General features: G+C 67.0%; 16 protein-coding genes. 9 read left to right on the forward strand and 7 right to left on the reverse strand.

Annotated elements, in window-relative coordinates; genetic code table 11:
- The first annotated feature begins 13 nt into the window (after window positions 1-13).
- From trpD to lexA, 5 genes are all read left to right on the forward strand, one after another.
- Complete coding sequence (trpD, locus tag AC0KVN_RS22475; RefSeq protein ID WP_435568138.1) at window positions 14-1006, forward strand: anthranilate phosphoribosyltransferase; 993 nt, start codon at window positions 14-16, stop codon at window positions 1004-1006.
- Complete coding sequence (gene trpC, locus AC0KVN_RS22480; RefSeq protein WP_435568139.1) at window positions 1003-1794, forward strand: indole-3-glycerol phosphate synthase TrpC; 792 nt, start codon at window positions 1003-1005, stop codon at window positions 1792-1794. Before trpD ends, trpC begins: the two co-directional genes overlap by 4 nt.
- Window positions 1791-2276: a cyclic pyranopterin monophosphate synthase MoaC gene (gene moaC, locus AC0KVN_RS22485; RefSeq protein ID WP_037520395.1), complete on the forward strand. Its 486-nt coding sequence runs from the start codon at window positions 1791-1793 to the stop codon at window positions 2274-2276. Before trpC ends, moaC begins: the two co-directional genes overlap by 4 nt.
- Window positions 2273-3457 carry a molybdopterin molybdotransferase MoeA gene (locus AC0KVN_RS22490; protein WP_435568140.1) on the forward strand — a complete coding sequence of 395 codons (1185 nt, stop codon included), beginning with the start codon at window positions 2273-2275 and terminating at the stop codon, window positions 3455-3457. Before moaC ends, AC0KVN_RS22490 begins: the two co-directional genes overlap by 4 nt.
- A gap of 104 nt (window positions 3458-3561) precedes the next feature.
- Entirely contained in the window at window positions 3562-4239 is a 678-nt protein-coding gene (gene lexA / locus AC0KVN_RS22495) for a transcriptional repressor LexA (protein WP_097383507.1), read from the forward strand.
- Here the strand turns inward: lexA and AC0KVN_RS22500 are convergent.
- Complete coding sequence (locus AC0KVN_RS22500; protein WP_435568141.1) at window positions 4230-6362, reverse strand: ComEC/Rec2 family competence protein; 2133 nt, start codon at window positions 6360-6362, stop codon at window positions 4230-4232. The genes lexA and AC0KVN_RS22500 overlap by 10 nt on opposite strands.
- Before the next feature lie 49 nt (window positions 6363-6411).
- Between AC0KVN_RS22500 and gltX the strand changes: the two genes are divergently transcribed.
- Both gltX and AC0KVN_RS22510 read left to right on the forward strand, forming a co-directional pair.
- Window positions 6412-7854, forward strand: coding sequence for a glutamate--tRNA ligase (gltX, locus tag AC0KVN_RS22505; protein WP_010336543.1), 1443 nt, complete (start codon window positions 6412-6414; stop codon window positions 7852-7854).
- A gap of 20 nt (window positions 7855-7874) precedes the next feature.
- Window positions 7875-9161: a citrate synthase gene (locus AC0KVN_RS22510; protein ID WP_010336542.1), complete on the forward strand. Its 1287-nt coding sequence runs from the start codon at window positions 7875-7877 to the stop codon at window positions 9159-9161.
- Window positions 9162-9222: 61 nt separating this feature from the next.
- Here AC0KVN_RS22510 and AC0KVN_RS22515 read toward each other — a convergent pair whose 3' ends face one another.
- From AC0KVN_RS22515 to AC0KVN_RS22535, 5 genes are all read right to left on the reverse strand, one after another.
- Complete coding sequence (locus tag AC0KVN_RS22515) at window positions 9223-9564, reverse strand: gamma-glutamylcyclotransferase family protein (protein ID WP_483656392.1); 342 nt, start codon at window positions 9562-9564, stop codon at window positions 9223-9225.
- Window positions 9565-9640: 76 nt separating this feature from the next.
- Window positions 9641-11032, reverse strand: coding sequence for a sensor histidine kinase (locus tag AC0KVN_RS22520; protein WP_435568143.1), 1392 nt, complete (start codon window positions 11030-11032; stop codon window positions 9641-9643).
- Entirely contained in the window at window positions 11029-12114 is a 1086-nt protein-coding gene (locus tag AC0KVN_RS22525) for a DUF2336 domain-containing protein (protein WP_017500594.1), read from the reverse strand. The genes AC0KVN_RS22520 and AC0KVN_RS22525 overlap by 4 nt, the downstream gene beginning before the upstream one ends.
- Before the next feature lie 77 nt (window positions 12115-12191).
- On the reverse strand, window positions 12192-13364 hold the full coding sequence (locus AC0KVN_RS22530) for a hypothetical protein (protein ID WP_435568144.1): 1173 nt from the start codon (window positions 13362-13364) through the stop codon (window positions 12192-12194).
- 89 nt (window positions 13365-13453) lie between these two features.
- Window positions 13454-13756, reverse strand: coding sequence for an Hpt domain-containing protein (locus tag AC0KVN_RS22535; protein WP_017500592.1), 303 nt, complete (start codon window positions 13754-13756; stop codon window positions 13454-13456).
- Window positions 13757-13837: 81 nt separating this feature from the next.
- On the opposite strand from AC0KVN_RS22535, the gene AC0KVN_RS22540 reads away from it, so the two are divergent.
- A complete protein-coding gene (locus tag AC0KVN_RS22540; RefSeq protein ID WP_435568145.1) occupies window positions 13838-16513 on the forward strand; it encodes a coiled-coil domain-containing protein in 2676 nt (891 codons plus the stop codon).
- A gap of 38 nt (window positions 16514-16551) precedes the next feature.
- On the opposite strand, the gene AC0KVN_RS22545 is transcribed toward AC0KVN_RS22540, so the two are convergent.
- On the reverse strand, window positions 16552-17637 hold the full coding sequence (locus AC0KVN_RS22545) for an anhydro-N-acetylmuramic acid kinase (RefSeq protein ID WP_435568146.1): 1086 nt from the start codon (window positions 17635-17637) through the stop codon (window positions 16552-16554).
- A 55-nt stretch (window positions 17638-17692) separates the two neighbouring features.
- Between AC0KVN_RS22545 and tyrS the strand changes: the two genes are divergently transcribed.
- A complete protein-coding gene (tyrS, locus tag AC0KVN_RS22550; RefSeq protein ID WP_010338019.1) occupies window positions 17693-18910 on the forward strand; it encodes a tyrosine--tRNA ligase in 1218 nt (405 codons plus the stop codon).
- Window positions 18911-18925 lie beyond the last annotated feature (15 nt).

Genomic DNA, 18925 nt, shown 5'->3' on the forward strand with positions numbered 1-18925 from the left:
AAAGGCTTGGCCCATGACCCTGTTGCCCGATCCCAGCGCGCCCCTGGCCGCCGACGAAGCCGCCCGCGCCTTCGACCTGCTGTTCGACGCCGACCTGTCGGACGAGGCGATCGCCGGCTTCCTCGTCACCATGGCACGGCGCGGCGAGACTGCGACGGAAATCGCCGCCGCCGCCCGTGCGATGCGCGCCCGGATGATCCCGGTCGATGCCCCCGAAGGCACGATCGACGTTTGTGGCACCGGCGGCGACGGCCATCACACGCTCAACGTCTCGACCGCCGTCAGCCTGGTGGTCGCGGCCGCCGGCGTGCCGGTCGCCAAGCATGGCAATCGTGCCGCCTCGTCCAAGGCGGGGGCCGCCGACACGCTCGAAGCGCTCGGCCTTGATCTTGATCGCGCCGCCGCCACGGCGGAAGCGACGCTCAAGGATCTGGGCATCTGCTTCCTGTTCGCGCAAAATTATCATCCTGCGCTCAAGCGTCTCGGCCCGATCCGCCGGTCGATCGGCGAACGCACCATCTTCAACCTGATGGGGCCGCTCGCCAATCCCGCCAATGTCCGTCGCCAGCTCGCCGGCATCGCTCGCCCCGCCTATGTCCCCATCTATGCCGACGCACTGGGCCAGCTGGGCGCCACCCATGCGATGATCGTGTCGGGCGACGAGGGCCTCGACGAACTCTCGCTCGCCGGCGGCAACGACATTGCCGAGGTGACGGCCGACGGCGTGGTCGCGATGCGCCGCCTGACCGCCGCGGACCTCGGCCTCTCGACCCATCCCGTCACTGCCATTCGCGGCGGCGACCCGGCCCATAATGCCGCGGCTCTTCGCGCCCTGCTCCGGGGTGAGGCCGGCGCCTATCGCGACGCCGTGCTGCTCAACGCCGCCGCCGCTTTGGTGGTGGCTGACGCTGCCCATGATTTCCAGGAAGGCGTCGAACAGGCCGCCGAGGCGATCGACAACGGCCTTGCCAACGCGCTCCTCAATTGCTGGATTGCCTATCAATGACCAACAAGCTCATCGAAATCTGCGATTTCAAGCGCGAGGACGTCGCCCGCCGCAAGGCCGCGACAACGATCGCGTCGCTCCACGCCCGCGCCAGCGAGCAGACCCCGCCGCGCGGCTTCCGCAAGGCGCTGGACGATGCCGCCCGCTCGGGCTTCGGCCTGATCGCCGAGGTGAAGAAGGCCAGCCCGTCCAAGGGGCTGATCCGCGCCGATTTCGATCCGCCGGCCCATGCGCAAGCCTATGCCGCCGGTGGCGCTGCCTGCCTTTCGGTGCTGACCGACGAGCCCTATTTCCAAGGCCATGACGATTATCTGATGGCCGCCCGCTCGGCCTGCGCCCTGCCCGTGCTGCGCAAGGATTTCATCGTCGACCCCTGGCAGATCCTCGAAAGCCGCGCGCTCGGCGCCGACGCGATCCTCATCATCGTCGCCGCGCTGGAAGACGGCCAGATGCAGGAGATTGAGGACGCTGCGCTTGGCCTTGGCATGGATGCCCTGATCGAGGTGCATGACGAGGCCGAACTGGAGCGCGCGCTCAAGCTGCGCTCGCGCCTAATCGGCGTCAACAACCGCGACCTGCGCGATTTCAGCGTCGATTTCGCCCGTACCTATGAACTGGTGGGCAAGGCGCCCGACGGCTGCACCTTCGTCGCCGAAAGCGGCCTTGGCTCGCACGCCGACCTCACCGCCATGGCCGATCATGGCGTGCGCTGCTTCCTGGTCGGCGAAACCCTGATGCGCCAGGCCGATGTCGAGGCGGCGACCCGCAACCTGCTGACGGGCGCATGACCGGCCTCACCCATCTCGACGAGGATGGCGCCGCCCGCATGGTCGATGTCTCGGCCAAGGCCGTGACCGCGCGCGAGGCGGTGGCCGCTGGGCGCATCACCATGGCGGCCGACGCCGCGCAGGCGATCGCCGCCGGCCTCGTCAAGAAGGGGGATGTGCTGGCCGTCGCCCGTGTCGCCGGCATCATGGCGGCCAAGCGCACCGCCGAACTGATCCCGCTCTGCCATCCGATCCCGCTGAGCGCCGTCACCATCGACTTTACCCTCCACGACGATGGCGTCACCGTCACCGCAACCGCGCGCACCGCCGGCCAGACCGGGGTGGAGATGGAGGCGCTGACCGCCGCGACTGCCGCCTTGCTCACCGTCTATGACATGGCCAAGGCGCTCGATAAGGGCATGATAATCGGCGATGTTCGCCTGCTCGCCAAGCGCGGCGGCAAATCGGGCGACTGGACCGCGCCGGAGAGCAGCGACCGATGAACCTGATGCCGGTCGCGGACGCGCAGGCGCGGCTACTTGCCCTCGCCGATCCGTTGCCGGCCGAACATGTGCCCGTCGCCACCTGTGCCGGTCGCTGGCTCGCCACCGACATCAGCGCGCGCCGCGACCAGCCCTGGGCCGATCTTTCCGCGATGGACGGCTATGCCGTGCGCGCATCCGAAGGCGCCGGACCGTGGCAGCTGGTCGCCACCAGCAGCGCGGGCGACGCCGATATCCCGGCCCTGCAACCGGGCCAGGCTTGCCGCATCTTCACCGGCGCGCCCTTGCCGGCCGGCGCCGATGCGATCCTGATCCAGGAAAATGCCACGCGCGCCGGCGACAAACTGACCGCGCATGACGGCATATTGACGCCCGGCAGGCATGTCCGCCCGCTCGGTTCCGATTTCCGCGCCGGCACGCTGCTGGTCAGCGCAGGCAGCCGCCTCACGCCGGGCCAGATCGCGCTTGCCGTCCTTGGCGGCCATGGCAGCCTGCCCGTCGGCGCCCGGCCCCGCATCGCCCTGCTCTCGACCGGCAATGAACTTGTTCCCCCCGGCGCGCCGACGCCGCCGGGCTATCTCCCCTCGTCCAACGCGCCGATGCTCGCGGCCCTGCTCGCCGCCCTGCCCTGCGACGTGATCGACCTTGGCATCGTGCCCGACGATCTCGCTGCCATGACGCAGGCGCTGGAACAGGCGGCACAGGCCGATATCATCGTCTCGACCGGCGGCGCCTCGGTCGGCGACCATGACTATGTCCGCCCCGCCTTCGCGGCCGCCGGCGGCACGCTCGATTTCTACAAGATCGCGATGCGGCCGGGCAAACCGCTGATGGCCGGGCGCCTCGGCAACGCCACCTTCCTCGGCCTGCCGGGCAACCCGGTCTCCGCCTTCGTCACCGGCACGCTGTTCCTCTGCCCGCTGGTGCGCCATCTCGCCGGATCGCGCGCGCCGCTGCCGCCGATCGTGCAGGCCCGCCTTGCCGCCCCACTCGGCCCAACGGCGGAACGCGACGATTATCTGCGCGCCTATCGCGGCGCCGACGGCATCGTCTCCGTCACATCGCAGGACAGCGCCGCCACCGCCGCCATGGCGCTGGCCGACTGCCTGATCCGCCGTCCGGCCGGTTCAGCCCCCGCCATTGCCGGCGACATGGTCGACATCATCCCCCTGACCGCCTGACTATCTGACTGCCTGACCGGCAAAAGCGGCGCATGGCTTAACGCGCTTGACTTGCCCCTTTCCGTTTCCTATGCGTTCTTCATTCGTTCCATGGAGGACCGCCGATGTTGACGCCCAAGCAGCAGGAATTGCTGAGCTTCATTCAGACCCGGCTGGAAGAAGGCGGCGTGTCCCCTTCGTTCGAGGAGATGAAGGACGCGCTCGACCTGCGCTCCAAGTCCGGCATCCACCGGCTGATCAATGCGCTGGAGGAGCGCGGCTTCATCCGCCGCCTGCCCAACCGCGCCCGCGCGCTCGAAGTGCTCAAGCTGCCCGATGCGATGCATCGCGCGCCGGCTCCGGCCATTCCGACGCCCAAGATATCGGCGCCCGCCGTGCTGCTGCCGACCGCCGCCAATGACGTGATCGAAATCCCGCTGCACGGCCGCATCGCCGCCGGCGTGCCGATCGAGGCGATGGAAAGCCACACCATGCTCTCCGTCCCCGCCGCCTTGCTCGGCTCGGGCGATCATTATGCGCTCGAAGTGTCGGGGGACTCGATGATGGAGGCCGGCATTCTCGACGGCGACTTCGCGCTGATCCAGCGCACCGATGTCGCGCGCGAAGGCCAGATCGTCGTCGCTCTGATCGACGACGCCGAAGCGACGCTCAAATATTTCCGCCGCGAAGGCAGCCGGGTTCGGCTCGATCCCGCCAATGCCGCCTATGAACCGCAAATCTACGATCCGCGCCAGGTCCGCATCCAGGGCAAGCTCGCCGGCCTGCTGCGCCGCTACAACTGACCGGCTTTTCGGGGCCGGCGGCGCACGATCCAAGGATGTGCGTCGCCGGGCCGATGGACGGTGTGAACTTTGCCGCTTTCAAGGCTAATCGACAGGCCGCCGGTGCGGGACAGCAGCCGGCGGTCAATCTTCATCCAGCGCGGTCGGCACCAATAAGGCAGGCCCCGGTCACTGATGACGATATCGGCCGCCGCGCAATCCCGCTCCAATATCGGCCGATCAACCAGCATCGCATTGCGCGTCACCAGCAAATGCCAGTCGCGCCCGTCCCGTGGCAACGTCACCGCACATAGATCAGTCGAGCAGCGCGACTGCTTCATCTTCGCGATCGCCTCCAGCGTCCCGTCATAGCCCGCGCTCTCGCTCAGCACGTCGCGGACATACTCACCCGCCCCCTCGCGCAGCAGCGCCATCGTCCCCGCTGGTGTCCGCACCGCGACATGCCGCCCGTCGCCGGTCACCACGATATCGGGCGGCGCCAGCGACGCGATGCCGATCAGGCCGATCGCGACCGGCCCCAGCCCCAGCCAGCGCCAGCGACTGCGCCAGAGCAGGCACCAGAGACCTCCCACCAGGATGACCGCGAACAGCCCGCCCGGCACCGCCGGCGCCAGCATCACCGCCATCGGGCTCGCCGCCACGCCATGCGCCACCGCTAGCAACAGCGCGATCGCCTTGGCCGTGAGCCACCAGAAGGGCGCGCCCAGCCCGACGAGGTCGAAGCCCAGCGCCAGCGCCTCCAGCGGCATGATGACGAAGGTGGTGAGCGGGATCGCGACCAGATTGGCCACCGCGCCCAACAAACCTGCCTTGTGAAAATGGAAAAGGGCGATCGGCGCCAGCACCATTTCGATGGCAAGGCCGGTCATCAGCATCGCCGCCACCGTCCGCCCGGCCTTGCGCAACCAAGGCTCGTCCCGCGCCATCGCGAACGCCTTGAACCGCCGATGCTCGCCCAGCGCCACCAGCGCGACCACGGCGGCAAAGCTCATCTGGAAGCTTGGGCCGATCAGCGCCTCTGGCCAGAAGACCAGCACCACCAGCGCCCCGGTCGCCACTAGCCGCAGGGTGATCGCCTCGCGCCCCAGCGCCAGCCCGCCCAGCACCAGCAGCGCCGCGATGCAGGATCGCACCGTCGGCACCTCCGCGCCGGTCAGCAGCGTATAGCCGATCCCCGCCAGCGCGCCCCCGGCCGCCGCGATCAGCATCAGCGGCCAGTCCAGCGCCGCGCGCGGGATCAGCGCCAGCAGGCGCAACAGCAGGAATATCACCGCCCCGATCAGCGCCGTCACATGCAGCCCGCTGATCGAGAGAAGATGGGCAAGGCCACTACGCCGCATCGCCTCCGCATCCGCTTCGGCAATCGCGCCCTGGTCGCCGGTCGCCAGCGCCACCGCAATCCCCGCCGGTGCGCCCGCCACCTGTCCGCTGATATGATCGAACAGTCGCGCCCGCAGCGTCGCCCCCTCGCGCGCCTGCTCCACCATTTCGACCGGCGCCAGCGCCCGCCCGGTCGCCCCGATCCCCTGGAAATAGGCGCGTCGCGCGAAGTCGAACGCCCCCGGCACGCTCGGCGGCGCGGGCGGCATCAGCCGCACGCGAAAGCGCAGCACCGCCCCCTTGCCCAGCCCTTCGGGCACATCCGCCTCCGCGATATTCACCCGGATCGCCGCGGGCAGCGCCGGCGCCTCGATCGGCCGCAGCCCCACCCGCACCATCTGCTGCGCCGGCAGCTTGGCAACCGCCGTCACCGTGCCGGTCACCTGTGCGAATATGGGACGGGCCAGCGGCGGCTGACCCAGCCATGTCGCCTTACCCCAGACCAGCAGGCAACCAACACAAGCCAACAAGCCGCCCGCCACCAGCATGTGCCGCAATCGTGCGCCCACCGGCAGCAACAGCGCCAGACAGGCCAGCCCCAGCGCCCCGCAGCAACAGGCCAACCAATGTGCCGGCCCCGGCAGCACGAACCAGCCGGCAATGCCCGCGCCCAGCGCCACCGGCACCCACAAGGCGAGCTGTTCGCGCTCCACCTCCAGCCATTGTTCGATCCGCGCAAATCCATTGTGCGCAATACGCACCGTCCTGCGCCCAACGGACGTTTGTCGTGGCTCAAAAGCCATGCTAGGGGGCGTCGCATCCATGGATCAGGCAGGAAGAATGTCAGCGAATATGACGGCAAGTGCAACGGGATTGAACAAGCAGGTGGTGACCCGTTTCGCCCCGTCTCCAACGGGCTTCCTGCATATTGGCGGCGCCCGCACCGCGCTGTTCAACTGGCTGTTTGCGCGCCATCATGGCGGCAAGTTCCTGCTCCGCATCGAGGATACCGATCGCGCCCGCTCCACCGAGGAAGCTGTGGCAGCCATTTTCGACGGCCTGGAATGGCTGAACCTGGGCGGCGATGAGCCCGCCGTGTTCCAGTTCGAGCGCACCCCGCGCCATGCCGAGGTCGCCAATCAGCTGCTCGCCAATGGTCATGCCTATCGCTGCTATGCGACGCAGGAAGAGCTGGCCGAGCTGCGCGAACAGCAGCGCGCCGCCAAGCAGCCGATGCGCTATGACGGCCGCTGGCGCGACCGTTCGCCGGAGGAAGCGCCCGAAGGCGCCCCCTTCGTCATCCGTATCAAGGCCCCTCGGACCGGTGAAACGGTGATCGAGGATGCGGTGCAGGGCCGCGTCGTGGTGCAGAATGCCGAGCTAGACGACATGATCCTGCTCCGGTCGGACGGCACCCCTACCTATATGCTGGCCGTTGTGGTCGACGACCATGACATGGGCGTCACCCATGTCATCCGCGGCGACGATCATCTCAACAACGCCTTCCGCCAATTGGCGATCATCAAGGCGATGGGTTGGGAAGAACCGGTCTATGGCCATATCCCGCTGATCCACGGGTCGGACGGCGCGAAGCTGTCGAAGCGCCACGGTGCGCTCGGCGTCGACGCCTATCGCGACGAGATGGGGATGCTGCCCGAAGCGGTGCTCAACTATCTGCTGCGCCTCGGCTGGGGCCATGGGGACGAGGAGATCATCTCGATCGAACGCGCCATCGAACTGTTCGATATCGACGGCGTCGGCCGTTCGCCCTCGCGCTTCGACATCAAGAAGCTGGAAAATCTGAACGGCCATTATCTGCGCGAGGCCGACGAGGCGCGCCTGGCCGCCCTGGTCGCCCCGCGCGTTGAGTCGCGTCTTGATACGCAACTGAATGATGCCCAGCGCGATATTTTGACCCAGGCGATGGTTTCGCTCAAGCCGCGGGCCAAGACGCTTAACGAAATTGCAGAAGGCGCAGAGTTTCTGTTCAAATCTTGCCCGCTCGATTTTGACGAGAAGGCGTCTGCTCTGCTAGATGAACCCGCGCGTGAGCTGCTGAAAAAGACAGCCGACGCTCTCCAGCCCGTCCAGTCCTGGACGGTTGAAGCGATCGATGAAGTGATACGCCGCGTGGCAGAGGATGCGGGGCTTGGCCTGGGCAAGGTGGCACAGCCGCTTCGTGCGGCGCTCACCGGGCGCACGGTCTCGCCGGGTATTTTTGATGTCCTCTTCCTTCTGGGGAAAGAGGAAAGCTTGAAGCGACTGACCGCTGCGGGGCACGTGGTGGCCGGTTGACGGCAGTTAAGGAGAAAAACATGTCGGATAATAATGCCAGTTTGACCGTTGGCGGAGAGGCCAAGGACTATGCCATCATGGATGGTACCGTCGGTCCCCAGGTCATCGACGTTCGCAAGCTCTACGCCAACACCGGCATGTTCACCTACGATCCGGGCTTCACCTCGACCGCCAGCTGCGAATCGGGCCTGACCTATATCGATGGCGACGCCGGCGTGCTGCTGCATCGTGGCTATCCGATCGGCCAGCTCGCCGAACAGTCCAGCTTCATGGAAGTCTGCTACCTGCTGCTGAACGGCGAACTGCCGTCGGCCAAGGAACTGGCCGAGTTCACCAACACCATCACGCGCCACACCATGGTGCATGAACAGCTGACCGCCTTCTTCCGCGGCTTCCGTCGTGACGCCCACCCGATGGCGATCATGGTCGGCGTCGTCGGCGCCCTGTCGGCCTTCTATCATGACTCGACCGACATCAACGATCCGGAACAGCGCCGCATTGCGAGCCACCGCCTGATCGCCAAGATGCCGACGATCGCTGCGATGGCGTACAAATATTCGGTGGGCCAGCCCTTCGTCTATCCGCGCAACGACCTGAGCTATACCGCCAACTTCCTGAACATGACCTTCTCGGTCCCGGCGGAAGAGTATAAGATCGATCCGATCGTCGTCGACGCGATGGACAAAATCTTCACCCTGCATGCCGACCATGAGCAGAACGCGTCGACCTCGACCGTCCGCCTCGCCGGTTCGTCGGGTGCCAATCCCTTCGCCTGCATCGCGGCCGGCATCGCTTGCCTGTGGGGCCCGGCGCATGGCGGCGCGAACGAAGCCGCGCTCAACATGCTGCGCGAAATCGGCACCGTCGATCGCATTCCGGAATATATCGCCCGCGCCAAGAACAAGGACGATCCGTTCCGCCTGATGGGCTTTGGCCATCGCGTCTACAAGAATTACGATCCGCGCGCGACCGTGATGCAGAAGACCGCGAAGGACGTGCTGGAGAAGCTGGGCGTCAACGACCCGATCTTCGACGTTGCCAAGGAACTGGAGCAGATCGCCCTCAACGATCCCTACTTCATCGAGAAGAAGCTCTACCCGAATGTCGACTTCTATTCGGGCGTGATCCTCTCGGCGATCGGCTTCCCGACCGAAATGTTCACCGTGCTCTTCGCCCTCGCCCGCACCGTGGGCTGGGTCGCGCAGTGGAACGAAATGATTTCGGACCCAGCGCAGAAGATCGGTCGTCCGCGTCAGCTCTACACTGGCCCGACGCAGCGCGACTATGTCGCCGTCGACAAGCGCTAAGACGCGGTCACAAGAGACAAGAGGAACGGCGCCCCATCGGGCGCCGTTTTTCGTTTAGGGCTCAGCCGCCTACCCCTGCATGGACATAGATCCAGGCTGGCACCCGCCCCTGATCGGTAACGACATCGATCGCGGCACGGCGATAATCCGTCCCCTCGAACGCATCGAGCCGCGCCCAGTGCGCCGGCAGGTCGGGCGAGCGGAACAGCTGGACCGGCACCGCCGCGCCGCCCTCGTCGGGAATGAAGGCGGGAAAGCCCATCGACGCGGCCCAGCCATGCGCGACCAGATGGCCGGTCACATGCCCCGCCTGCCAACGGCCCTGCAGCTGCGCCAGTTGATGATGATTGGCCCGTCCGGGCGCCAGCGTGCCATAGGTGGCCAGGCAATGCGATCTGTCCATGCCACCACCCTATCGGGGCAGCATCGGCCGGACAAACAAGCGCTCTTTATCTCATATAAGCGCGATCGCGCATCCGTCAGTCGAGCACCGGCAGCGTCAGGATGAAGCGCGCACCCTCGCCCGGCGTGCCGCCGACGCTGATGTCGCCGCCCATCGCCCGCGCCAGCTTGCGCGAGATATAGAGGCCAAGCCCGCTGCCGCCCGGATCGTCACGTCCCAGCCGCTCGAACTTGTCGAAAATCTTCTCGCGATCCTCCAGCGCCACGCCCGCACCCTGGTCGATCACCAGCACCCGAGCCTGCCGGTGCTCGCGCTCGACGACGATGCGCACCTGTGATCCCTCGGGTGAATAGCGCACCGCATTGCCGACCAGATTGACCAGGATCTGCAGCACGCGGCGGAACTCGCCCCTCGCCATCAATATCTGCTCGACATCCGGGCAATGGATCTTGATGTGCCGATCCAACGCCTTGACCGTCAGCAGGCCGCCGGCCCGCCGGCCCAGGTCCGCCAGGTCGACATCCTCGATGATCACGCCGAAATCGGGTCGGTCGATCGCCTGCAGATCCGCCAGATCGTCGACCAGCGCCATCAGATGACGGCCGGCAGTCGCGATATCATTGGCATAATCGGCATAATCGGGCCGCAACGGCCCTTCCAGTTGCGCGCCGATCGTGTCCGCATTCGCGATGATCCGCCCCAGCGGCTGGCGCAGCGATCGATCAAGCCGCTTGCCGAACTCACCGGGATAGAGCGACAATTGCGTCGTATCCGCCCGCGCCAGCGCCGGCGGCCGCTCGATCGGGCAGGCCTTGCCGCGATAGCCGACCAGATGGCCGGCCAGGTCGAACAGCGGAAAGCCCGCCAGCCGCACATGCTGTTCGGGATCATGCACCAATGTCGCGACCTGATCGCGGAAGGCGCGGCGCTGGGTGAAGCCGCGCAGGATCGCCATGTCGCCCTCACCATCGCTCTGCAGCTCGAAATAGCTGGAGAAACGGCTACCCGGCAGGGGCGGCTGCGTCGGCAATGCGCCCTGCCGGTCGGTCCCGGCAATCGCCATCTGGAACTGCAACTGGGTGTCGATCTGCCAGGTCCAGCCATCGGCCAGCGCCGCCAGGTCGGCCTCGCGCCGGCTATGGTCGCCGGCATTGGCCAGCGGCGGACGCTCGCTCCAGTCGACCACCGCCAGCGACACGATGCGCCCGTCCGGCCCTTCGTCGCTCCGCGCCCGCACCCACATGTCGATGTCGCCTCGCTCCGCCGCCGCGACCACGGGACGCGATACGGTGACGCCCAGCCGCGCCGCCAGCCGCACCACGGCGGCCAGTTGCGGAATGGCGAGCGGCCCCAGCAGATCGCTCCCCGCCTCCCGCTGCAAGGCGAGCAGCGGCGCATCAGCACTCAGAAGCGTGCCGTCCGCCGATGCCGTTGCCCGGACGATGGAGGGGTGGAGCGTCATGTTCATCCGGTGACGCGCCGCAAATGATCGAGCTTCGCGCGGAAGGCGGCCGGCGCGCGCAAGGCCCCCACCACGGCTTCCGCCTTCACGTCGCTCAACAGTTGATACTGATCGGCCTCGGCCACGATCACCGCGTCCGACAGGCCCGGCCGCACCGGCCGCAGCGCCAGCAGCAGATGGCGATAATCCGCCCCGGTTCCGCCCAGCGCCCGGCACAGGGTCGCGACCTGCATCACCGGTCCCATGATCAAAATATCCGTCACCTGCGCGGTGCCGAGGCGCAGCCGTCGCCCGGCCAGCGCCGCAAACAACAGGAAACGTCGCTGCCCCAGCGCCGCGCCCAGAAGGTCGGGCGCATCGGCCTGCGGCCCCAACCGGCGCACCAGTTGGTCGGCCGCCGCGATCGGGCCATTGCTTTCGTCATGGCTGGCAAGCAGCGCCCAGCCCGCCCGCTCGAACGCGCCGAGCAATTGATTGTCGGGCTCCAGCGCGGTCCGCTGCACCACCGCCGCCAGACAGGCCGCCGCCGTCCACACCAGTTCGGCAAAATGTTCGGCCGGCAGATCGGGCCGCATCGGCTGATCCTCGCCGCCCATCGCCTGCCACTGTCCTTCGGCCAGCGCCAGCGCGACGATCGCGTCACCAATTTCGGGATCATCCGACGACAGGATCGACTCGGCCTCGGGCTGTTCCGGCGGCTCGCCATCAGGGCGCCCGATCTGCCGCAGCAACAGGCTTACCCCCGCACGCATCTGCATATGGGCCAGCAGGGCCGGCCCCAGCAGGGTCGGCTGCGCACAGATGGTCGGCCAGCACAGCCCATCGGGCCAGCGCCCCAGCGCTGCCGCAATGGCAGGATCACCCGCCAGGCTCAGCCGCAGCGCGGTTTCGATCGCGGTCAGGCATCCGCCCAGATGACGGCGCGTCTCCGCGATCAGCGCATCATGGCGCGCCCGGTCCTCGACCGGAAAGAAAAAGGCGAGATCAATCGCATGGCCGACGGGCACGGCCGACATGCCGGCCATGACATGTGCCATGGGCCAGCTGTCCGCCATGATGGATCCGGCAAGGGACGTGTGGGCGCTCATGCAAGGCAGCATAACCCCACGTCGTTAAAATGCACTAAACCCTGACAGCAAAATCAACGATCTCGATGCGACAAAAATCATCCGCCCCGACGCGACAGGATGATCGCCCCGATCGATCCGATCGCCGCCAGCATGGCAACGTCGAAACCAAATGCCTCCGCCCCCGTCAGCAAGGCTGCCAGCAGTACCAGCAACGCGGTGCCCGGCGTGAAGATCATCCAGGGGCGCGCCGCCCCGGTCCGGCGCCAGCGATCGGCAACCGTGATGATACCCAGCAACAACGCCAGATAGTTGGGCACCATCCCGCTGCCCGACAGCATCACGCCGATCAGCGCCAGCCCCGGCGCCAGAAAGGCGATCCAGCCGCTCGGCGGCCGGCGCAGCGCCATTTCATCGAGCCGATCGGCCAGTTCCGCCAGCAGCAGCGCCAGCAGCAACAGGCTGATCCCGGTGCCCGGCCAGCCCAGTTCCAGCGGCAACAGCGCAATGCCGGCCAGCGCGATCGAACCGATCCGCACCTGCATCGCCGGCACCTGGCTGCGCATCAATGCGGGGCCGAGCAGCCGGGAGAGCGGCCCGAACAGATAATGTTCGATCCCGCCGCGGCTGGACGATCCCGACCGCGCCCCGGTCGACATCACCGCCTGCGCGGCCAGGTCCGCCTGTTCCTGCCCGTCGACCAGCGCGACTCGGCCCTCCAGCAGATCGTCCTGCGGCACGGTGATTCGCACCGCACCGCCCTGCACCGCCGATCGCACCAAGGTCAGCGCCAGATCCCAGTCACCGATCATGTCCAGCGTGCCGAACAGCAGCGCCGGATTGATCCGCGCCAACCCGGCCCAGCGCTGCCCCGCATCGATCCGCTCGAACGGCGCACTGGCGCGGCTGTCGTCGGTGACCAGCAAAGCATTGCCCGCCTGCCCGGCCAGCGCATCATAATGGCCCTGCGCCACCACCGCGCCATCGGCCACCAGCAGCACATCGGCGTTGCGCGGCGCATCGCGCACCATCGACACCATGTCGCGGATCAGGGCGACGGCAATGCCGTCCGCGCTCAGCCGATCGACCGCCTGCGAAATGGCCGGCGTGATGACGCTGACCAGGATCATGATCCGGTCCGCACCGGCCCGGACCGCCTGTCGCGCCTGATATTCGACCAGCGTCTGGCCGGCGAAATGCAGGGTGGCGCGAAGCGCTGCAGGCGAATCACTTGAAGCCCGGCTGGCACTGAGAATGGCCGCGAATGTCATATTGTCTGGAAACCGACCCGTTTTGATTGCGACGATCTTCTTGCAAGCCGAACGACGCAGCGCAAGCAGGCGCTTTCAAATCACCGGTTTCAGCCCTGCTGGAGCAGCGCGATCGTGCTGCGCAGGCGCTGCAAGGCGCGCGGATCGCCCGGCGCGGCCTCGACCGCCTCGTCCGCCAACGCCATCAGGCTGGTCAGGCCGAAACTCGCCGCCAGGCCTTTCAAACGCCAGGCCGCCAATTCCCAATTGGCGTCGCAGTGCGCCCGGCTCATCAGGTCGAGATGGCGCTCCGCGCTTTCAAGGAAAGCCACGCGCAGATCGGCGATCAGCACCGCGTCTTCGCCGACGGCGGCGGCCAATGCCGCATTAAGAGCGCCAGGATCATAGGACATGGGGACGGAAGCTATCGAAATTGCGTTAAGTTTTGGTAACAAGGCATTTGCGCAGACGGAAAAGATGATATTATCACACCCATGAATGGGGGCAGCACAATCGTCGAATTCTGGCGAGACGAGGGAAACGCGACCGGCAACGCGCCGGCCGCGGATGACATCCTGCTATTGAAGCAGGCCGTACTGGACATTGATGATGCCCCTGACGACGCGCAGGGGGAAGGCGAAAAGCTGGTGCGCAATGCCCGGATCGGGCTCGGCCTGCTGGCCGCGCTCTGGCTCGGCTTCGCGCTCTGGGCAACGATCGTGTCGGATCAGTGGCGCGCCGGCCCGGCCGCCTGGCCCGCGCTCGTCGCCACGCTGCTGGTGCCGATCAGCCTGCTCGGCATCGCCTACCTCCTGATCGTGCGCAACAGCCGCGCCGAATCGCGCCGCTATCTCGATACCGCCCATGCGCTGCGGACCGAGGCCGAACTGCTCGAACTGCGCCTCGGCCGGATCGCCGACCGGCTCGAATCCGCGCGCCAGACGATGCAGGATCAGGCCGAACTGCTCGACAGCTATGGCGCCGCCGCCAGCAGCAATATGGAGGCATCGGCCGAACTGATCGCCGGCCGCGCCCAGACCACCGCCGATCGCGCCGAAAGCGCCGAGCGTGCCGGCACCGCCCTGGTCGCGCGGATGGACGCGCTGATCGCCGCCATGCCGCAGCTCGAAGAACGGGCCGCGCGGATGGCCGCGCAGATCATGGACAATGGCCATGCGCTCGCCGAACGGATCGACACGCTCGAAGCGCGCCTCCACGCGCTGGGCGAACTGTCCGACGATACGCGCACCCGCACCCTGTCCGCGACCAAGAGCCTGTCGAGCCAGCTAGGCCAGTTGCAGGAGACGACCCGCAGCGCCACCGACGAGGTGAACGGCCTCGCCGACATCGCCGCCGGGCGGATCGAGACATCGGCGCAGAGCGCGCGCGCCGCCATGGACCAGACCCGGCAGGATATCGATGCCCAGTCGGCCGCACTGGACGTGCTGGTCAATCGCGTCGCCCTGTCGCTCGGCGAAACCAGCGATGGTGCCGTTCGCGCCCTCACCCAGGATCTCGATCTGGTCGAGGCATCGCTGCGCGGTCGCCTCGAAAGCTCGATGGATCAGGTGCGCGACACGATGGAGCGCGCGCAGGAAGGGCTTTCGACCCAGCGCGCCACGCTGGAGGCGCTGGTCGCCCGTGCCCAGGCCAGCATCACCGCCACCAGTCAGAATGCGCTCGCGGCGCTGGGCCAGGATCTTGGCTCGATCGAGGACGATCTGCGCCAACGGCTCGACGCCACCCTGCTCCAGGCCCGTGAAACGCTCGCCCTGACCGATGCAGGGCTGCGCGATCAAGCAGGTGCGCTCGATAGCCTCATCACCCGTTCGCGTGACAGTATCGCCGCGATCGGCACCGATACCGTCGCCGGGCTGGCCGACGATATTGGCGAGGTCGAAAGCCGACTGCACCAGATCAACGATCTGGTCGAAGGACAGCGCAGCCTGATGGCCGGGCTGCACGGTACGCTCAACCAGACGATCGACCAGGCCGAGGCCCGCTTTGCCGCGCTGGAGGATAATGCCCTCGCCCGCAGCCAGAAGCTGACCGACGCGCTGACCCGCCTGACCGAGGAAACCCGCCGGATCGACACGGCGCTGCATGATGGCGGCACCACCGCCGAAAAGCTGATCGGCAATGCCGAAACGCTGATGGTCGCGCTCGACTCGAGCGTCCGCGAACTGGACGAAACCTATCCCGGCGCGCTCGCCCGCTTCGACGCACGGCTGGAAACCAGCCGCGCCATGCTGGGCGCCGCGACGCCGGAACTGGAACGGCTCGAAGCCATTTCGGAAGCACTGGTCGGCCGCACCCAGGAAGCAGAAGAGATGCTGCGCGGCCAGGGGCGTCGCCTCTCCGAATGGCTGGAAAGCACCCAGAGCGGCATCGAATCCAACCGCGAACTGGTGGAAAAGCTGCGCACTGCGCTCGACGCCGCGCATGAGGACACGACCCGCATCACGGAAGGTGCCGGCCCGCTGCTCATCACCGCGCTGCTCCGCGTTAAGGACACCGCCGAACAGGCCGCCGAGCGCGCCCGTCAGGCGCTCGGCCGCGCCATCCCCGACGCGGTGCAGAACCTGGCCGAAGCCAGCGAACAGGCGATGCAGCAGGCCGTCGGCGATCAGGTTTCGGCCCAGATCGAGAAGCTGGCCGATGTCGCGGAAGAGGCCGTGCGCGCCGCGCACAATGCCTCGGACCGGCTGACCCGCCAGTTGATGACGATCGCCGATACCAGCGCCGGGCTGGAACAGCGGATCGAGGAAGCCGGCCGCGCCGCCGAGGAACGCGATCGCGACCATTTCTCGCGTCGCTCCGCCCTGCTGATCGAATCGCTCAACAGCACCGCGATCGACGTCGCCAAGATCCTGTCCAACGATGTGACCGACACCAACTGGTCGGCCTATCTCAAGGGCGATCGCGGCGTCTTCACCCGCCGTGCGGTCAAGCTGCTCGACGCCGGCGAGTCCCGCGAAATCGCGCTCCATTACGACAATGACGCCGATTTCCGCGAGCATGTGAACCGCTACATCCACGATTTCGAGGCGATGCTGCGGATCATCCTGTCGGCGCGTGACGGCAATGCCCTGGGCGTCGCCATCCTCTCATCCGACATGGGCAAGCTCTATGTCGCCCTTGCCCAGGCGATCGAGCGCCTGCGGCAATAAGGATCAGGGGCGGCGCCCGGCCGCCCCATCCCCCTTTCTCAGGGCTGGAACAGCACGCCGCCGGTCATCGGTTCAGGCGCGCCGGTGGTGCCGGGAAAGCTGATCGGCAGGCCATTGAGGTGCCGCACCGCCATATAGGCAAAGCCCTGCGCCTCCAGCGCGTCGCCATCCCAGCCCAGTTCGTCCACCGACCGGACATCGGCGCCGGTTCGCGCCGCCAGCATCGCCATCAGCGTGGCATTATGGCGGCCGCCGCCCGCCACATAGATGCGCGCCGGCCGTTCAGGCAGATGATCGACACCGCGCGCCACCGCCTGCGCGGAAAAGGCGGTCAGCGTCGCCGCCCCGTCCGCCAGCGACAATCCCTCGACCGGCGCGATGGTGAAGGCTTCGCGGTCGATGCTCTTGGGCGGCGGCACTGCGAACCAGGGATCGGCCATCATCGCCGCCAGCCGCGCCTCGTCCACCTGGCCCCGCGCGGCGGTCGCGCCACCCGCATCATAGGCCGCGTCGCCATGCGCCTGCATCCAATTGTCGATCAGGCCGCTCGCCATGCCGGTGTCGAAGGCGACCAGGCTGCCGTCCGATCCGATCGCGGTGATGTTCGCCACCCCGCCCAGGTTGAGGATGCCGACCGGCTTGGCCAGCCCATCGGACAATGCCCGATGATAGACCGGCATCAGCGGCGCCCCCTGCCCGCCCGCCTGCACGTCGGCGCTGCGCAGGTCGGCAACCACGGGAATGCCGAACGCGCCGGCCAGCACTGCGCCGTCGCCGATCTGCCAGGTCCAGCGCCGCTCGGGCCGGTGGGCAACGGTATGACCATGAAAGCCGATCACCCCGATATCCTCCGCCACATGGCCGCTGCGACCCAGCATGTCGGCGATCGCATCGATATGGAAATTGGTGAGGTCCATCTCCACCGCCCGGATCAGCGGGTCCTCGCCCGGCGCGTCCATCGCCATCGCCCGCGCGCAGGCGGCGGCCAGCCGTTCGCGAAAATCATCGCTATAGGGCTGGGCGTGGAAAATGATTGCCTCGGCCTGCCCCTCGCCGTCCGTCTCGATCAGCGCGGCGTCGATCCCGTCGCGCGAGGTGCCGGACATCAGACCGATTGCCAACATGATCGAAAACTCCGCCTCTTTTCCAGTTGCTGCCCCAATGCTACAGGCGCGCGTCATGAGCAACTATCAGTCCGATCTCCTCCGCCTGCTCGAAGCACGCGGCTACATCCACCAGCTGACCGACGCGGAAGGGCTTGATGCCATGGCCGCCAAACAGGTGGTGCCGGGCTATATCGGCTTCGACCCGACCGCGCCGTCGCTCCATGTCGGCCATCTCGTGTCGATCATGATGCTGCGCCAGCTGCAGAAGGCGGGTCACAAGCCGATCGTCCTGATGGGCGGCGGCACCGGCAAGATCGGCGATCCCAGCTTCAAGGATGAAGCGCGCAAGCTGCTGACCGTCGACCTGATCCAGGAAAATGTCGCCAGCATCAAGCGCGTGTTCGAACGCTTCCTGACCTTTGGCGACGGCCCGACCGACGCGATCATGGTCGACAATGCCGACTGGCTCGACAAGCTCGAATATATCCCCTTCCTGCGCGACATCGGCCAGCATTTCTCGGTCAACCGGATGCTGAGCTTCGACAGCGTCAAGCTGCGCCTAGACCGCGAGCAGTCGCTGAGTTTCCTCGAATTCAACTACATGATCCTCCAGGCCTATGACTTCCTGGAGCTGTCGCGCCGCAGCGATTGCCGCCTGCAGATGGGCGGATCGGACCAGTGGGGCAATATCGTCAACGGCGTCGAACTGGCCCGTCGCGTCGATGGGACGCAGGTGTTCGGCCTCACCACGCCGCTGCTGACCAATGCCGACGGCACCAAGATGGGCAAGACCGTGGGCGGCGCCGTCTGGCTGAACCAGGACCAGCTGTCCGACTATGATTATTGGCAGTTCTGGCGCAACACCGCCGATGCCGACGTATTCAACCGGCTGCGCCTGTTCACCGACCTGCCGATGGACGAGGTCAACCGTCTCGCCGCGCTGCAGGGCGCGGAGATCAACGAGGCCAAGAAGATCCTCGCGAACGAGGCGACAGCACTCTGCCGTGGCGTCGAAGCCGCCGCTCTGGCCGCCGAAACCGCGCGCAAGACTTTCGAGGAAGGCGCGTCGGACGCCAATCTGCCGACCGTTGCGCTCGGCACCGAGGGGCTGACCGTCATCCAGGCGACTACCGGCCTTGGCTTTGCGACCTCCAACAAGGAAGTCCGCCGCAAGCTGGCCGAAGGCGCGATCAAGGTGAATGGCGAGGTCGTCACCGACCCGGCCGTTACGCTCAAGGCCGGCGACAAGCTCAGCTTCGGCGCCAAGAAGCACGGCCTGGTCACCGCCTGAGGACAAACAGGGTTT

It is taken from the genome of Sphingobium sp. SG1 (assembly GCF_057063145.1).

Excerpts from the sequence above, each read along its gene's own strand:
- AC0KVN_RS22490 (WP_435568140.1), top strand. The coding sequence starts at position 2,273 with ATGAACCTGATGCCGGTCGCGGACGCGCAGGCGCGGCTACTTGCCCTC.
- AC0KVN_RS22535 (WP_017500592.1), bottom strand. The coding sequence starts at position 13,756 with ATGTCCTATGATCCTGGCGCTCTTAATGCGGCATTGGCCGCCGCCGTC.
- AC0KVN_RS22500 (WP_435568141.1), bottom strand. The coding sequence starts at position 6,362 with ATGGCTTTTGAGCCACGACAAACGTCCGTTGGGCGCAGGACGGTGCGT.
- tyrS (WP_010338019.1), top strand. The coding sequence starts at position 17,693 with ATGAGCAACTATCAGTCCGATCTCCTCCGCCTGCTCGAAGCACGCGGC.
- AC0KVN_RS22540 (WP_435568145.1), top strand. The coding sequence starts at position 13,838 with ATGAATGGGGGCAGCACAATCGTCGAATTCTGGCGAGACGAGGGAAAC.
- trpD (WP_435568138.1), top strand. The coding sequence starts at position 14 with ATGACCCTGTTGCCCGATCCCAGCGCGCCCCTGGCCGCCGACGAAGCC.
- AC0KVN_RS22545 (WP_435568146.1), bottom strand. The coding sequence starts at position 17,637 with ATGTTGGCAATCGGTCTGATGTCCGGCACCTCGCGCGACGGGATCGAC.
- moaC (WP_037520395.1), top strand. The coding sequence starts at position 1,791 with ATGACCGGCCTCACCCATCTCGACGAGGATGGCGCCGCCCGCATGGTC.
- AC0KVN_RS22515 (WP_483656392.1), bottom strand. The coding sequence starts at position 9,564 with ATGGACAGATCGCATTGCCTGGCCACCTATGGCACGCTGGCGCCCGGA.
- AC0KVN_RS22520 (WP_435568143.1), bottom strand. The coding sequence starts at position 11,032 with ATGAACATGACGCTCCACCCCTCCATCGTCCGGGCAACGGCATCGGCG.
- AC0KVN_RS22530 (WP_435568144.1), bottom strand. The coding sequence starts at position 13,364 with ATGACATTCGCGGCCATTCTCAGTGCCAGCCGGGCTTCAAGTGATTCG.
- lexA (WP_097383507.1), top strand. The coding sequence starts at position 3,562 with ATGTTGACGCCCAAGCAGCAGGAATTGCTGAGCTTCATTCAGACCCGG.
- AC0KVN_RS22510 (WP_010336542.1), top strand. The coding sequence starts at position 7,875 with ATGTCGGATAATAATGCCAGTTTGACCGTTGGCGGAGAGGCCAAGGAC.
- AC0KVN_RS22525 (WP_017500594.1), bottom strand. The coding sequence starts at position 12,114 with ATGAGCGCCCACACGTCCCTTGCCGGATCCATCATGGCGGACAGCTGG.
- gltX (WP_010336543.1), top strand. The coding sequence starts at position 6,412 with ATGACGGCAAGTGCAACGGGATTGAACAAGCAGGTGGTGACCCGTTTC.
- trpC (WP_435568139.1), top strand. The coding sequence starts at position 1,003 with ATGACCAACAAGCTCATCGAAATCTGCGATTTCAAGCGCGAGGACGTC.